General features: G+C 44.8%; 14 protein-coding genes and 1 tRNA gene. 13 read left to right on the forward strand and 2 right to left on the reverse strand.

Annotated elements, in window-relative coordinates; translation table 11 throughout:
• Nucleotides 1-123: 123 nt before the first annotated feature.
• From R8O70_RS10675 to luxS, 10 genes are all read left to right on the forward strand, one after another.
• Nucleotides 124-200, forward strand: a tRNA-Arg gene (locus tag R8O70_RS10675).
• Between the two features lie 553 nt (nucleotides 201-753).
• The gene (locus R8O70_RS10680; protein WP_005379932.1) at nucleotides 754-1,011 is read left to right on the forward strand and encodes an oxaloacetate decarboxylase subunit gamma; all 258 of its coding nucleotides are present in this window, start codon (nucleotides 754-756) and stop codon (nucleotides 1,009-1,011) included.
• A 31-nt stretch (nucleotides 1,012-1,042) separates the two neighbouring features.
• Nucleotides 1,043-2,827, forward strand: coding sequence for a sodium-extruding oxaloacetate decarboxylase subunit alpha (gene oadA / locus R8O70_RS10685; protein WP_225474072.1), 1,785 nt, complete (start codon nucleotides 1,043-1,045; stop codon nucleotides 2,825-2,827).
• A gap of 9 nt (nucleotides 2,828-2,836) precedes the next feature.
• The gene (locus R8O70_RS10690) at nucleotides 2,837-3,967 is read left to right on the forward strand and encodes a sodium ion-translocating decarboxylase subunit beta (protein ID WP_005379935.1); all 1,131 of its coding nucleotides are present in this window, start codon (nucleotides 2,837-2,839) and stop codon (nucleotides 3,965-3,967) included.
• Between the two features lie 123 nt (nucleotides 3,968-4,090).
• The gene (locus R8O70_RS10695) at nucleotides 4,091-5,041 is read left to right on the forward strand and encodes an NADP-dependent oxidoreductase (protein ID WP_042521320.1); all 951 of its coding nucleotides are present in this window, start codon (nucleotides 4,091-4,093) and stop codon (nucleotides 5,039-5,041) included.
• On the forward strand, nucleotides 5,035-5,496 hold the full coding sequence (locus R8O70_RS10700; RefSeq protein WP_005379938.1) for a YqaA family protein: 462 nt from the start codon (nucleotides 5,035-5,037) through the stop codon (nucleotides 5,494-5,496). The genes R8O70_RS10695 and R8O70_RS10700 overlap by 7 nt, the downstream gene beginning before the upstream one ends.
• 9 nt (nucleotides 5,497-5,505) lie before the next feature.
• Nucleotides 5,506-8,349 (forward strand): M16 family metallopeptidase, encoded by a 2,844-nt coding sequence (locus R8O70_RS10705; RefSeq protein WP_042521322.1) that lies wholly within the window; start codon nucleotides 5,506-5,508, stop codon nucleotides 8,347-8,349.
• Between the two features lie 156 nt (nucleotides 8,350-8,505).
• Nucleotides 8,506-10,074 carry a glutamate--cysteine ligase gene (gene gshA, locus R8O70_RS10710; RefSeq protein WP_064368762.1) on the forward strand — a complete coding sequence of 523 codons (1,569 nt, stop codon included), beginning with the start codon at nucleotides 8,506-8,508 and terminating at the stop codon, nucleotides 10,072-10,074.
• 23 nt (nucleotides 10,075-10,097) lie between these two features.
• Nucleotides 10,098-10,703 (forward strand): hypothetical protein, encoded by a 606-nt coding sequence (locus R8O70_RS10715; RefSeq protein WP_171343190.1) that lies wholly within the window; start codon nucleotides 10,098-10,100, stop codon nucleotides 10,701-10,703.
• Between the two features lie 84 nt (nucleotides 10,704-10,787).
• Nucleotides 10,788-11,306 carry an S-ribosylhomocysteine lyase gene (gene luxS, locus R8O70_RS10720; protein ID WP_017820391.1) on the forward strand — a complete coding sequence of 173 codons (519 nt, stop codon included), beginning with the start codon at nucleotides 10,788-10,790 and terminating at the stop codon, nucleotides 11,304-11,306.
• A 68-nt stretch (nucleotides 11,307-11,374) separates the two neighbouring features.
• Here the strand turns inward: luxS and R8O70_RS10725 are convergent, their stop codons facing one another.
• Complete coding sequence (locus tag R8O70_RS10725) at nucleotides 11,375-12,655, reverse strand: HlyC/CorC family transporter (RefSeq protein ID WP_005379948.1); 1,281 nt, start codon at nucleotides 12,653-12,655, stop codon at nucleotides 11,375-11,377.
• A 124-nt stretch (nucleotides 12,656-12,779) separates the two neighbouring features.
• On the reverse strand, nucleotides 12,780-13,574 hold the full coding sequence (locus R8O70_RS10730; protein WP_005379950.1) for an inner membrane protein YpjD: 795 nt from the start codon (nucleotides 13,572-13,574) through the stop codon (nucleotides 12,780-12,782).
• A gap of 224 nt (nucleotides 13,575-13,798) precedes the next feature.
• Here R8O70_RS10730 and ffh point away from each other — a divergent pair, with 224 nt between their 5' ends.
• The 3 genes from ffh (at nucleotide 13,799) to rimM (ending at nucleotide 16,217) form a co-directional block, all read left to right on the forward strand.
• Complete coding sequence (ffh, locus tag R8O70_RS10735; protein ID WP_005385423.1) at nucleotides 13,799-15,181, forward strand: signal recognition particle protein; 1,383 nt, start codon at nucleotides 13,799-13,801, stop codon at nucleotides 15,179-15,181.
• 209 nt (nucleotides 15,182-15,390) lie between these two features.
• Nucleotides 15,391-15,639 (forward strand): 30S ribosomal protein S16, encoded by a 249-nt coding sequence (gene rpsP, locus R8O70_RS10740; RefSeq protein WP_005379962.1) that lies wholly within the window; start codon nucleotides 15,391-15,393, stop codon nucleotides 15,637-15,639.
• A 29-nt stretch (nucleotides 15,640-15,668) separates the two neighbouring features.
• On the forward strand, nucleotides 15,669-16,217 hold the full coding sequence (rimM, locus tag R8O70_RS10745) for a ribosome maturation factor RimM (RefSeq protein WP_005379964.1): 549 nt from the start codon (nucleotides 15,669-15,671) through the stop codon (nucleotides 16,215-16,217).
• Nucleotides 16,218-16,221: the final 4 nt, after the last annotated feature.

Below are 16,221 nucleotides of genomic sequence, written 5' to 3' on the forward strand. Positions count from 1 at the left end.
TTAGCTCAGCTGGATAGAGTACCTGGCTACGAACCAGGCGGTCGGAGGTTCGAATCCTCCAGGACGCGCCACTTATTGCAGGGTAATGCCCTGATGTTGACGAAAGTCGATATCGAAAACTGCGCGTCCTTAGCTCAGCTGGATAGAGTACCTGGCTACGAACCAGGCGGTCGGAGGTTCGAATCCTCCAGGACGCGCCACTCATTGAAACAGCCTCGCAATTGCGAGGCTTTTTTGTATCTAGACATCTGAAATATGGCGTAGGATCACTAGAGCCTATGTTCCTCTTTTTTAAAAGCGAATATGTGCGTATCTAAGCAATTTGCTATCAAGCTTCTGTCGCATCGTGTGAAATCATCCTGATTATCCCTCCTATACACTGACTTCCATTTTTCATTTCAATCACTCTCATGTAGTCACTTTGTTTGTTATTTGTTTATTTATTGTTAATCTTGTCCATCTTTTTGTTTTTGTTGGTTTTTACTGCGTGAGTCCCGATTTGATTTTGAAATCTAAATCGCAGTTTTTATTTATGTCCTCCTTTACTCTGTTCGTAAGGTGATAGCGATTTGAAGTGATTATTTTGTCATGAACTGTGATCTGGGTAGTGAATAAATAATCATTTATCAGGATTACTACAAACCTTCCTTAAACAAAATTGACAAAATTTAACCAATCGAGATAATCCATGGGTCGGGATTTGACACTATTAAAGTCCTGCACGTTGTCAGGATGACAAAGAAAGGAAGCAACATGACTAATATAGGAAGCCTGCTAGTAGATGCGGCCACCCTGATGCTAACGGGGATGGCGGTCGTATTTATTTTCCTCACTATTCTTGTTTATCTCGTTCGGTTAATGTCGAAATTGGTACCAGAAGAAGTACCAGAGCCGATCGCAGCACCAAAAACAAACACTAATATTCAATCAACCTCTTCAGCTGTTAGTCCACAAGTAGTGGCGGCGATCTCGGCTGCGATTCATAAACATCGCGCCTCATTCGCGAAGTAGCCGAACTAGGATTAAAAAGGAGTTTAAGAGCATGTCTAAACCACTAGCTATTACTGATGTGGTCCTTCGTGATGCCCATCAATCACTATTTGCTACGCGTATGCGTATTGAGGATATGCTGCCTATCGCAGCTGAGTTGGATAAGGTTGGTTACTGGTCTCTAGAGACTTGGGGTGGTGCAACATTTGATTCTTGTATTCGATTCTTAGGAGAAGACCCTTGGGAGCGTTTACGTGAACTAAAAAAAGCGATGCCTAATACACCAATGCAAATGCTACTGCGTGGTCAAAACCTTTTAGGATACCGCCATTATGCCGACGATGTAGTAGAGAAGTTTGTTGAACGCGCGCATGCTAACGGCATGGATGTATTCCGTATTTTTGATGCAATGAATGACGTGCGAAACTTCCAGAAAGCCGTTAAAGCAACGGTTGATGTTGGTGCGCATGCTCAAGGTACGTTGTCTTACACAACGAGCCCAGTGCATAACGCAGACACTTGGGTTGACTTGGCAAAACGCCTAGAGGATTTAGGTTGTCACTCGCTGTGTATTAAAGATATGTCTGGCTTACTTAAGCCTTATGAAGCGGAAGAGCTTATCACGCGTATCAAAGCGTCTTGTGATGTGCCATTGGCACTTCATTGTCATGCAACAACGGGGCTGTCTACAGCAACAGCGGTAAAAGCAGTGGAAGCGGGTATTGATATTCTCGATACTGCGATTTCTTCAATGAGTTGTACTTACGGTCATACACCGACTGAAACGGTAGTCGCTATGCTAGAAGGCACCGAGCGAGATACCAATTTAAAACTCGAGCAACTGGAACCTATCGCCGCATATTTCCGTGAGGTACGTAAGAAGTATGCGAAGTGGGAAGGCCAGTTAAAAGGAGTCGATTCACGCATCCTGATTGCTCAAGTGCCTGGTGGTATGCTGACCAATATGGAAGGCCAGTTGAAAGAGCAGGGCGCTGCGGATCGCATTGATGAAGTATTAGAAGAGATCCCTCGTGTACGTGAAGATCTTGGTTTCATTCCATTGGTGACTCCAACTTCACAGATCGTCGGTACGCAAGCGGTGATTAACGTTCTTACTGGCGAGCGCTATAAGAGTATTACCAAGGAAACCGCTGGCCTATTGAAAGGTGAGTACGGTCAAGCGCCAGCCGAGTTAAATGCAGAACTGCAAGCGAAAGTGCTTGATGGTAAAGAGCCAATTACCTGTCGTCCTGCCGATTTACTTGAGCCTGAAATGGAGACGCTTACGGTTGATCTGATGGAGAAAGCGAAATCAGAAGGCATTAAGCTAGCAAGTGAGCGTGTTGATGACGTACTCACTTATGCACTTTTCCCTCAAGTTGGGCTTAAGTTCCTTAAGAATCGTGAAAACCCAGAAGCATTTGAGCCTGCACCAACGCTAGAAGCTGCAAAGCCTGCTGTACCTGCGGCTCAACCAGCAACTGGCGGTGTAGAAACTTATAGTGTACGTGTTGACGGGCAGGTGTATGAGGTGGAAGTTGGTCCTAAAGGTGAACTGACATCTGTTGCTCCTTCTAATGCACCGGCAAAATCGGCTACACCTAGCACACCTTCTAATGCTTCAGCTGAAGCGGTGCCTGCTCCTCTTGCAGGTAACATCTTCAAAGTGAATGTTCAGCCTGGTGCTGAGGTAGCTGAAGGCGATGTATTGCTCATCCTTGAAGCGATGAAAATGGAAACTGAAGTACGAGCGGCGCGTGGTGGTGTGGTTCAAGAGCTGAACGTTAAAGAAGGCGATGCTGTCACAGTAGGTGCGCCTCTGTTGAGCCTGGCGTAAGGGAGTATCATGGACGGATTGTTAACCCTTTGGGCAGAAACAGGGATCGCTAACTTCGAGTTCGGCCAAATCTGTATGATGCTGGTTGGTTGTACCTTGCTGTTTTTGGCAATTAAAAAAGGATTTGAACCTTTACTGTTATTGCCGATTGGTTTCGGTGCTATTTTGGCGAATATTCCAAATGCTGGCTTTACTGAGCCTGGTGGCTTGCTCTACTACGTTTACTACATTGGGATTGAATCGGGTGTGTTCCCGCTATTGATCTTCATGGGTGTGGGCGCGATGACTGACTTTGGTGCTTTGATCGCAAACCCAAAAACGTTGTGGTTAGGTGCGGCTGCGCAGTTTGGTATTTTTGCAACACTGTTTGGCGCTATTTTGCTCAACTATGTACCTGGCATGGAGTTCTCCATGGCGGATGCATCGTCTATCGCGATCATCGGTGGTGCTGATGGGCCAACAGCGATTTTCTTGGCGAGTAAGCTCTCTCCAGATCTGTTAGGTGCGATTGCAGTCGCGGCATACAGCTATATGGCATTGGTGCCGATCATCCAGCCACCAATCATGAAAGCACTGACAACCAAGGAAGAGCGTCAAATCAAGATGGCTCAGCTTCGTCATGTTGGTAAATGGGAGAAAGTCATCTTCCCGCTTGCTGTATTACTGATGACGATTCTGTTCTTGCCTTCAGCTACGCCATTGGTTGGTATGTTCTGTTTGGGTAACTTGATGCGTGAAGCTGGTGTGGTCGATCGTTTATCGAAAACTGCTCAAAATGAATTGATCAACATAGTGACTATCTTTTTAGGTCTTGGTGTTGGTTCTAAGCTGCAAGCTGAGCAGTTCTTGAACCTAGAAACGTTAGGTATCTTGGGGTTAGGCGCAGTTGCATTTAGTATCGGTACTGGTGCGGGCGTCCTGATGGCGAAACTGCTTAACAAGTTCTCGAAAGAAGACATCAACCCACTTATTGGTGCGGCTGGCGTTTCTGCGGTACCAATGGCCGCGCGAGTCGTAAACAAAGTTGGTTTACAAGCTAACCCGCAAAACTTTTTGTTAATGCATGCGATGGGACCAAACGTTGCTGGTGTGCTGGGTTCAGCCGTTGCGGCTGGTATATTGTTAGCACTTGTTGGTTAGACATTATTGAAAATGGAATGATCAACCAATTTACAAAATCACGATTAACTTAGGTTAACAAAATGGTTTATAGTCAAAGGGATGCTTTCGCATCCCTTTTTGTTTTCTTGCAGGGAATGGTTTATGGAACACAAACAGATCGTTATCACTGAGTTTGGTGATGCCAACGTACTCGCGATTCAGCATGCTTCTACACCATCACCACAGCCTGGTGAAGTCTTAGTAAAAGTCGCTTTTTCAGGCGTAAATCCTATTGATGTCAAAACTCGAGCTGGGCTCGGTTGGGCGGCAGCGCAGAATAAGGATAATTTACCTTGGGTGCCAGGTTACGACATCTCAGGAAAAGTGATGTCTTGTGGAGAGGGGGCATCACGTTTTAATCAAGGTGATGAGGTGGCTGGATTTATTGGTTTCCCAGTTCGAGGCGGTGGATACAGTCAATACATATGTGTTCCAGAAACTGAGTTAAGTCATGTTCCTAGCTCTGTCACTTTAGAGGCAGCTGCTGCATTACCGTTGGCGGGACAAACTGCGGCACAAGCTCTCAGTAAGGCTAATGTGACGGAAAACGATCGCGTACTTATCCTCGCTGGTGCCGGTGGTGTTGGACACCTCGCGGTACAAATTGCGATCGCGACGAAAGCGGAAGTCTTTACAACCTGCAGTGAACGAAATTTAGATTACCTTGCGACGCTCGGTGCTCATGCAGTGAACTATCAATTTGCACCAGTGTCAGAACGTGTTGAAGATGTTGATGTTTTGATTGATTTAGTAGGCGGAGATGCTGCGTTAGATGCGCTTAAATGCCTGAAAGACAATGCGAGAGTCATCACCGTTCCAACCATAACTGCTGAGCTGATTTGTGAAAAAGCCAAACTCCTAGGCTTTGAGGCTAGTGGCATGTTGGTTGAACCAGACCCTGCGCAGTTAGATACCTTGTTGTACATGGTCGGCGTTGGCTTACTGAAGACTGAAATTCAACAGGTTTATCCTATGAGTGATGTCATTGGTGCTCACCAGCAGGTCGAATCAGGAAGAACCAGAGGCAAGGTGTTGCTTGATATGACATGCTAGAAGCATTTAACACGAGTTTTGAAAGTTTAGCGCTTTGGTTTTCAGATTCAGCATTATGGGTGCTTTTCATGACCGGTTTTCTCAGTGCCACGTTGTTGCCTGGTGGTTCTGAGGCGGGCTTAGTTGCCACTCTCTCATTAAATCAATACTCCGTTTCTTCAATTGTTATGGTCGCTACTATCGGTAATACGCTTGGTGGCTTAACAAATTATTGGCTTGGCTTGTGGATTCCCAACAAAGCACAAGAGGAAAAGCACGGTCATACCGCATTAAAGTGGCTCTCTAAGTATGGCTATTGGGGATTATTTTTTAGCTGGTTACCTGTAATAGGAGACCCGCTGTGTTTAGCCGCAGGGTGGCTAAGAATGAAGTTTCTGCCTTGCGTGATTTTAATATTTTTAGGAAAGGCTGCTAGGTATAGCTTACTTGCGGCCATCTATCTCGGATTATTTTAAGGAAAGTACATGAAGATGTTTTGGGTTGGCGCGTGTTCACTGTTGGTGATCACGGGCTGTGCATCAAATACGCCAGTTTCATCACTGCCGAAAGGGGTAACTTTCGTTGAGTCATCGAAAGCTGAAGAAGGCAAAGTTAAGATTCCATACCAAAAGTATAAACTCGATAATGGTTTAACGGTGATCTTAGCTCCTGAAGATTCTGACCCATTGGTCCATGTGGATGTGACTTACCATGTTGGTTCAGCTCGTGAAGAAGTGGGTAAGTCTGGTTTTGCGCATTTCTTTGAGCACATGATGTTCCAAGGTTCAGAGAACGTTGGTGACCAAGAGCACTTCAGGATCATCACAGAGGCTGGCGGCACGTTAAATGGTACAACAAACCGCGATCGTACTAACTACTTTGAAACTGTCCCTGCTAACCAGCTCGAGAAAATGCTGTGGTTAGAGTCTGACCGTATGGGCTTTTTGTTGGATGCGGTTTCTCAACGCAAATTTGAAATTCAGCGTTCTACTGTAAAAAATGAGCGAGCTCAGCGTTACGATAATCGTCCTTATGGCTTAATTTGGGAGCGCATGTCCGAAGCGCTATATCCTGAAGGTCATCCGTATTCGTGGCAAACCATTGGTTATGTTGAAGATCTTGATCGTGTTGATGTGAACGATCTCAAAGCGTTTTTCTTGCGTTGGTATGGCCCAAACAATGCGACTATCACGATCGGTGGTGACTTAGACGTTGAACAAACTCTAGAGTGGGTAAATAAGTACTTCGGTTCGATTCCTCGTGGTCCTGAGGTTGAAAATGCGCCGAAACAACCTGCAAAACTGCAAGAAGACAAATACATCACTCTAGAAGATCGTATTCAACAACCTATGGTGATGATCGCGTGGCCAACAACCTACAATGGCGAAGAAAGCCAAGCGTCTCTCGATACATTATCAGAAGTATTGGGTGGCGGTACCAACAGCGTGCTCTATCAAGACCTAGTGAAGACTCAAAAAGCGGTCGATGCTGGTTCATTCCATGATTGTGCTGAACTGGCGTGTAACTTTTACGTTTACGCAATGGGTGATTCTGGAGACAAAGGCGACCTATCAAAACTGTACGACGAGCTTTTACAATCACTGAATCAGTTTGCGGAAAAAGGCGTGACAAAAGATCGCCTTGAGCAGTTGAAGGGTAAAGCGGAAGCGGATGCTATTTTTGCGCTAGAAAGCGTTAAAGGTAAAGTGACTCAGTTGGCTTCCAACGAGACATTTTTCGGCGATCCTGATCGTCTTGAGCAACAGCTTGAACAAATCCGTGCAGTTACGCCGACTTCGGTAGAAAAAGCGTATACGGACTTTATCCAAGGTAAGAACAAAGTGACCCTAAGCGTGGTCCCAAAAGGAAAAACAGACCTTGTCGTAAAACCTGCGACCTTTGTGACACCAAAGCGTACGCTGCCAGAATATGAGAAGATTTCCGATGACCAATTGGCGTATCGTCGTGCGACCGATAACTTCGATCGCTCAGTGCAACCGCCAGTAGGAGAACCAGTGAAAGCGACGATGCCAGAGCTGTACGAGTTACATTTCAAGAATGGCTCAGAGCTGCTTGGTGCAGTTAGCGATGAAACGCCGACGGTGATGATGCAATTTAGTTTACCTGCAGGGACACGTTTTGTTGAAAAGGGTAAAGAAGGTCTTGCCCAATTGACCGCTGCGATGTTGCAAGAAGGCACAACGAAACGCAGTGTCGAAGAGATTCAAGCTGAGCTTGATAAACTGGGTAGTGTTATCTCTGTTAATGCCACAGGTTATACAACAAACATCAGTGTTTCTGCTCTAGAAAAGAACTTAGAGCCGACGTTAAAAATTGTCGAAGAGATGTTGCTGTCTCCTGCATTTAATCAAGATGATTTCGAGCGTGTAAAAATGCAAGCGCTAGAAGGCCTGGTATATGAGCACCAAAATCCAAGTTGGATGGCGTCACAAGCGAGTCGCCAGGTGCTCTATGGGGATTCGGTTTTTGCTCGACCAAAAGACGGCACGCAAGCAGGTGTCAGTGCATTAACGTTGGATGATGTCCGTGAATTCTACTCGAAGCATTACACGCCACAAAGTGCGCAAATCGTCGTTGTTGGTGACATCAATAGACAGGAAATTGAGCAGCAACTGACGTTCTGGAAAAACTGGCAAGATGAAGCTGCGCCATTGTATGCACCGCAAAGCATTGCTGCATTAGGTGAGCAAAAGATCCATCTTGTTGATAAACCAGGAGCGCCGCAAAGTGTGGTCATGATGGTTCGTCAAGGTATGCCTTACGACGCAACGGGCGATTTTTACCTAAGCCAACTGGCAAACTTCAACTTAGCTGGGAACTTCAATAGCCGCATTAACCAAAATCTACGTGAAGACAAGGGTTACACATACGGTGCTTACGGCTACTTCTCTGGTAATCCAGAAACAGGCTCGGTGGTTTTCACCGCGCAAGTACGAGCGGATGCAACGGTTGCTTCGATCATTGAGATGGAAAATGAGCTAAATGAATACTCGCAGTCAGGTATTACTGATGAAGAGATGAAATTTATGCGTCAAGCGGTCGGTCAAAAAGATGCACTGAAATATGAAACACCAACACAAAAAGCGGAGCTCATCAGTGATATTCTTAAGTACAACCTCGATCATGATTACTTGCAGCAAAGAAACGCTATCGTAGAAAAAGTCGATAAGCAGACGTTGAATGCGCTGGCTCAGAAATGGTTTGATCCAAATGACTATCAAATTATCGTCGTTGGTGATGCTAAATCGTTGCGTCCTCAATTAGAAAAGTTGGGGAAAGACGTAGAAGAGCTTGAAATCATTCGATAGAGTACACATTTAATAGCGGAGAAACGTTTCTCCGCTATTCATCTAGATAAGCAACTTTTCGTGGGTTATTTATCTAGATGCATTAACTATCAATAACTTAGCTTACACTTGTGTTATGTAACAAGTGTCCTGCTCCCAATATAAGCGAACCTCATTTTGACTGATTTTGCTGCGCGACTAAAAAAAGTTGCATCAAACCCCGAAGTATTTAAGCAGTTTGGACGCGGTGTTGAGCGAGAAACTTTGCGCTATCGTCAGGATGGACATCTAGCTACAACTCCTCATCCTGAAGGGTTAGGCTCTGCGTTCACAAATCAATGGATCACAACGGATTTTTCGGAATCATTGTTAGAGTTCATTACGCCTGTGTCACATGAAATTCCAGAACTGATGGCACAGCTGAAAGATATCCATCATTTCACTCAAACCAAAATGGGTGAAGAGAAAATGTGGCCACTATCAATGCCTTGCTACGTAGGCTCAGAGGATGATATTCAGTTAGCCCAGTATGGCTCTTCGAATGCAGCGAAAATGAAAACGCTGTACCGAGAAGGCCTAAAGCGTCGCTATGGCAGCCTGATGCAAATTATTTCAGGTGTCCATTTTAACTTCTCGTTTCCTGAAACATTTTGGGATGCGCTCTATGGTGAGCAAGATGAACAAGCCCGCCAAGATGCTAAGTCTGATGCGTACTTTGCGTTGATCCGTAATTACTACCGCTTTGGCTGGATGATTCCCTACTTCTTTGGTGCATCACCAGCGTTATGTGGCTCTTTTATTCAAGGTCGTGAAACCGATCTGCCATTCGAGAAGATTGGCGGGACATTATATTTGCCGAAGTCGACGTCTTTGCGTTTGAGCGATCTTGGCTATACCAATAGTGCTCAAAGTGTGCTGAAAATTGGTTTTAACAGCATTGACCAATACCTCGATGGTTTGAGTGATGCGATTCGCCACCCATCAGAAGAGTTTGCGAAAATTGGGGTAAAAGTGGATGGTGAATACCGCCAGCTTAATTCCAATATCTTACAAATTGAGAATGAACTGTACGCTCCGATTCGTCCAAAACGTGTATCGAAAAGTGGTGAGAAGCCTTCAGATGCGTTACGACGCGGTGGTGTCGAATACATTGAAGTTCGTTCTCTAGATGTTAACCCATTCAGCGCAGTGGGCTTAAATGAAGAGCAAGTACGATTCTTGGATCTCTTCCTTACCTGGGCGGCCTTGTCAGACTCAGACCCTATGGATAACTGTGAATTAGAGTGTTGGCGCGATAACTGGAATAAAGTCATTGTTTCAGGCCGTGAAAAAGGTCTAATGCTGCAAATTGGTTGCCAAGGTGAGCGTCTATCTCTACAAGATTGGGCACACCGAGTTTTCGTCGAGTTACGTCAAATAGCACAGCAAATGGATATGACCGCTGGTGGCAGTGCATACCAAGATGTGTGTAATCAACTCGAGACATGGATTGATAACCCAGAACTAACGATCTCTGGTCAACTATTAGAGCTAACGAAAGAGCTGGGTGGGCTAGGTAAAGTCGGTTGTACTCTTGGTATGAAGTACCGTGATGAAAACCTAGCTCACGGTTATCAGTACTATTCACAAGATACGATGGAAACGGAAGTTGCGTCGTCCGTGGAAAAACAAAAGCAAGCAGAGCAGAGTGACATGCTTTCTTTTGATGATTTTTTGGAAGATTACTTTGCTTACCTGAAGCAGTAATGACTAACTAAGGATTGGTGGGGTTGAACATTAAGTCGTTAGTAGTAGCGGTACTTGGAAGCGTGTTACTTGCAGGTTGTGCTACGGCACCGCCAAAGCAGCAGAATAACTTATGCGAGATATTCCGAGAGAAATCCGGTTGGTACGATGATGCCAAAGATATGGAAGATGAATGGGGTACCCCTATTCATGTCGCTATGGCCATCATTAAACAAGAAAGCAGCTTTCGGCACGATGCAAAACCACCTAAAGATTATTTGCTAGGGTTTATTCCTTGGGGACGAGTCAGCAGTGCGTATGGTTATGCTCAAGCTCAAGACCCTGCTTGGGAAGACTTCCAAGATGCGACAGGTCAGGGGGGCTCTCGTACCAACTTCGATGATTCTATGATGTTTGTCGGTTGGTACACTCATGAAACACGGCGTCAGCTAGGGATTTCATTATGGGATCCCTATAACCAGTATCTGGCTTATCATGAAGGGCGAGGTGGATATAAGCGAGGCACTTATAATCGAAAACCTAGTTTAATCAAAGTCGCTCGACGTGTTGAACAAACAGCGAAAACTTATGGCTGGCAGCTGAAGCAATGTCGTCAGGAATTAGAAGACAACAGCAGCTGGTTCTTTTAGCCCACAGTCTGTTCATGTGCTGTAGGGATGAATGACATTTATCCATTACCGAAAGGTACTGGAGTTACAATCAGGAGAGATGTAATGCCTTTACTCGATAGTTTTACCGTGGACCACACTCGTATGAATGCACCGGCAGTGCGAGTGGCGAAAACCATGCAGACCCCAAAAGGGGATACGATTACTGTTTTCGACTTACGCTTTACTGCGCCAAACAAAGACATTCTTTCTGAAAAAGGTATTCACACCCTAGAGCACCTTTATGCAGGCTTTATGCGTAATCACCTAAACGGTGATTCTGTTGAGATCATCGATATTTCGCCTATGGGTTGCCGCACAGGTTTTTACATGAGTCTGATTGGCACACCATCAGAGCAGCAAGTCGCAGATGCTTGGATTGCAGCAATGGAAGACGTGCTGAAGGTAGAAAGTCAGAATAAGATCCCTGAACTTAACGAATACCAATGCGGCACGGCAGCAATGCACTCTTTAAAAGAAGCACAACAGATCGCAAAGAACATTTTGGATGCTGGTGTTTCGGTGAACAAAAATGATGAACTTGCTTTGCCTGAGTCGATGTTAAAAGAGTTGCGCATCGACTAGGTGCTCATTAAGAAGCATATTGCCCCAATAAGTAAAAAAGCCTGACATGAGTCAGGCTTTTCTTTTGGTTATTTGGATGTCGATTTTTTCTTCTTCGGATAAACACGAACGAGCTTGATTCGGTTCTCTTCAATCTCAACAAGTTCCATTGGGTGACCCGCTACTCTCACGCTTAAATGGCTCTCTGGAATATCTTCCAGGTGCTCCAAAATAAGACCGTTTAACGTTCTTGGGCCATCCGTTGGTAAATCCCATTTCAGGCCTTTGTTAATATCTCGAATATTGGTGCTGCCTTCAATAAGAAAGCTTCCGTCACCTTGAGGACTGATTTCATCAGAGAGGCTTGGAGAAATTGACGTCGTGAACTCACCAATGATCTCTTCCAGAATATCTTCAAGAGTGATTAGACCGATGATATCACCGTACTCATCCACGATCAGACCGATACGTTGCTTGTTGCGTTGGAATTTCAACATTTGCACGTTCAGTGGTGTGCCTTCTGGGATGTAATAGACCTCATCAGCAGCACGTAATAGCGTTTCTTTGTTGAATTCGTTCTTTTCCAACATCAGACGATAAGCTTCACGCAAGCGCAGCATGCCAACCACTTCATCAATTTGGTCACGATAGAAAACTATGCGTCCATGTGGTGAGTGTGTTAGCTGGCGAACAATGGATTTCCAGTCGTCGTTAATATCAATACCGGTAATTTCATTGCGTGGGACCATAATGTCGTTCACGGTGACGTGCTCAAGATCCAAAATAGACACTAGCATGTCTTGGTGTCGGCGAGGGATCAAACCGCCAGCTTCATTTACCACCGTACGCAGCTCATCGGAGCTAAGATGATCTTCTGCTGAGTGATCCGCTCTTACGCCAAGTAAGCGGATAAAGCCATTCGTAATAAAGTTAACAAGCATCACTAAAGGCGACAGTAACTTCATCAGTATGGTCAATAATATACTGCTCGCGTAGGACACACGTTCAGGGTAAAGCGCTGCAATTGTTTTAGGGGTAACCTCGGCAAAAACCAATACAACCATAGTTAGTGCACCGGTTGCGATAGCGACACCTAAATCACCATACAAACGCATACCAATAATGGTCGCGATAGCAGACGCGAGAATATTAACGAGGTTGTTGCCGATAAGAATAAGACCAATCAAACGATCTGGACGGTCTAATAGTCTTTCGACTCGCTTAGCACCCTTATGCCCGTTTTTGGCTAAGTGTTTTAAGCGATAACGATTCAGAGACATCATCCCTGTTTCTGAACCGGAAAAGTAACCTGATATGACGATAAGACACGCGAGTAGCGCAAACAAGATACCCGTAGAGATGTCGTCCAAAACGTTGCTGTTCCTTGTAAGTATTGGGTTATATAACGGTTGAGTAAGTCCGTTAAGTCAAAGAGTTAAGGCGTACTGTATTTTATCTAGCCTAAAATATAAAGGATAGGAGCCCTAGAGCTCCTTAATTCAAGATGATTTCTTTTACAAAGCGACTGCCAAAATATGCCAGAGTCAACAGTGTTGCTCCTGCAACAGCGAACCATGTGACTTTTCTACCACGCCAGCCTTTTTGATAGTGACCCCAAAGCAGTATTGAGTACACCACCCAAGCGATGAAAGAAAGAATGCCCTTATGTGCCTTACCTTGGGCAAACATATCCTGCACAAAGACAAAGCCAGTAATGAGCGTGGCAGTTAACAATAAGTTACCGATCAAAATAATTTTGAAGAGTTGACGCTCCACCATTAATAGAGGCGGCAGGTTTGGGTTAATCGCCAAAGATTTTTTTGCTTTCAGTTTGTGATCCAGCCAAGCCAACTGAAGCGCATAGAGTGCCCCGATAGTTAAAGTCGCGTATGAGAAGAGCGCAAATGAAATATGAATGAGTAGCTTAGGGTCATTCTCTAGGTGCTTTATAAACGTGCTTGGCAAAAATGTGGCAGCAGATAAATTGATGGCAGCAAAGCTATAAACGACAGGCAATAAAAACCACAGTCGGTTTTTCAACATAGCAAGGCTCATGACCAGAGAAATAATAAAACTGATCAAAGAAGCCACGTTGAGAATACTCAGGTTTTGACCTGAACCATCAAAAATCAGATCACTCAAAATCCACGCATGAAAAACAAGCGCACAGGCAGCACTAGCAAACACTGTTTTTGCTTTGATTCCTGACTGTTGTGAGAGTCCGGGTATGATGGTCGCAATCGCCAAAACATAAAGTATGGCGGCCGCGATGGCTATTAAGCTATCCATGAATCCTAAATATTATTGTGCACGATGGAGAAATTATACCTTGCATTACACTTTGGGGCTACGTTATATCCGACATCAATCGTGAGAGATGAGATATTGAAATTAATAAGTTACCGCACCATATATAAATAGAGACAAGAATAGGACAGCGGTACGGGTATGACTCAGACCTTGGCTAATGTATACTCACACTAATTAATCGCCATTTTAGCGAAGAGACAAAGATGTTTGAGAATTTAACGGATCGATTATCCAAAACGCTGAAAAATATCAGTGGTAAAGGTCGTCTGACCGAAGACAACATTAAAGAAACCCTACGTGAAGTCCGAATGGCTCTACTTGAAGCTGACGTTGCGCTTCCGGTCGTTCGTGAATTTGTGAACCGCGTTAAAGAAAAAGCGGTGGGCGTAGAAGTTTCTAAATCTCTGACTCCAGGTCAGGAATTTATCAAGATCGTTCAAACAGAACTTGAAGCCGTAATGGGTGAGTCGAATGAGGCGCTAAACCTTGCCGCTCAACCACCTGCTGTGCTTCTTATGGCAGGTCTACAAGGTGCGGGTAAAACCACATCGGTAGGTAAGTTATCTAAGCTTCTAAAAGAACGTGACAAGAAGAAAGTTTTGGTTGTGTCTGCCGACGTTTACCGTCCTGCGGCAATCAAGCAGCTTGAAACGCTGGCATCAGACATCGGTGTTGACTTCTTCCCATCATCACCAGACCAAAAGCCTATTGATATCGCCAATGCAGCGATTGACCATGCGAAGAAAAAATTCTACGACGTATTGATTGTCGATACCGCAGGTCGTTTGGCAATTGATGAAGAGATGATGGGGGAGATCAAAGATCTTCACGCAGCTATCAACCCAGTAGAAACGCTATTTGTTGTTGACGCCATGACGGGTCAAGATGCAGCAAATACAGCAAAAGCCTTTGGCGATGCGCTACCTCTTACCGGTGTAGTTCTAACTAAGGTTGATGGTGATGCTCGTGGTGGTGCGGCACTTTCAGTACGCCATGTCACGGGCAAACCAATCAAATTCTTGGGTGTCGGTGAAAAAACTGACGCGCTAGAACCGTTCCACCCAGATCGAGTTGCTTCACGTATTCTTGGCATGGGTGACGTTCTGTCTTTGATTGAAGACCTACAACGCAACGTTGACCAAGAAAAGGCAGAAAAGTTAGCGAAGAAGTTCAAAGAGAAGAAAGGTTTCGACCTTGAAGATTTCCGTGAACAGCTAGGCCAGATGCAAAACATGGGCGGCATGATGGGGATGATGGATAAGCTTCCAGGAATGTCCCAGCTACCAGACAATGTGAAAGATAAAGTCGATGACAAGATGTTCAAACAGATGGAAGCGATCATCAGCTCCATGACAATGAAAGAACGTCAACGCCCAGAAATTATCAAGGGCTCGCGCAAGAAGCGTATCGCGGCTGGTTCTGGTGTGCAGGTTCAAGATGTAAACCGCTTACTAAAACAGTTCACCCAAATGCAGAAAATGATGAAAAAGATGCAAAAAGGTGGCATGAAAGGCATGATGCGCAACATGCAAGGCATGATGGGCGGCATGGGTGGTGGCGGTGGCTTCAACCCATTTGGTCGTTAATTAATCGATCACGCATAGATTCAGGGTGTTAGGTACGTCACAAACTTTAAATTCAATTTATGTTGGTGAAAAAGTAACTAAACTCCTTGCATTGCTCCGGGAGAAGAGTAAAATTCCGGAGCTTTATTTTGGCACGAGACCCCAAACTGTTTAATTTCTTGAATGGTTTTTGGGGTTAATTTTATTTTTGAGAAAGCAAAGAGGACGACATGGTAACCATTCGTTTGGCACGTCACGGCGCTAAAAAGCGTCCATTTTATCAAATCGTAGTAGCGGACAGCCGCAACGCTGCAACTGGCCGTTTCATCGAGAAAGTTGGTTTCTTCAACCCAACTGCTAAAGGTCAAGAAGAAGGTCTACGTCTAGACCTAGACCGCGTTAACCACTGGGTTGGTCAAGGCGCGTCAGTATCTGACCGTGTTGCTAAGCTAGTTAAAGACGCTCAAAAAGCGGCTTAATTTTTTACTTGAAAAGTAGAAACTAGTTTATGTCGATGAAAGGTAAAGAAACAATGAGCAACGAAAAGATTGTTGTAGGCAAGTTTGGTGCTACTTACGGCATTCGTGGTTGGCTTAAGGTTTTTTCCTACACAGACAATGCTGAAAGCATTTTCGATTACAGCCCTTGGTACATTAACCAAAAGGGCAAGTGGGTTGAGTACAAAGTAGAAAGCTGGAAGCGTCATAACAAAGGTATGGTGGCTAAGCTGGAAGGCATGGATGTTCGTGAAGACGCGCATCTAATGACGAACTTTGAAATTGCTATTGACCCTGCGGTACTTCCTGAATTGTCAGAAGATGAGTTCTACTGGCGCGAATTGTTTGGGATGCAAGTTGTAACCACTAAAGGTTACGATCTAGGTGTTGTTACTGACATGCTAGAAACTGGCTCAAACGATGTTCTGGTTGTTAAAGCAAATCTTAAAGATGCTTTCGGGCAGAAGGAACGATTAATCCCGTTCCTTGAAGAGCAAGTGATCATTAATGTTGATCGCGAAGCTCAACGGATCGAAGTTGACTGGGATCCTGGATTCTAATCTC

Source organism: Vibrio sp. 779(2023), from assembly GCF_033344285.1.
GTDB lineage: Bacteria > Pseudomonadota > Gammaproteobacteria > Enterobacterales > Vibrionaceae > Vibrio > Vibrio alginolyticus.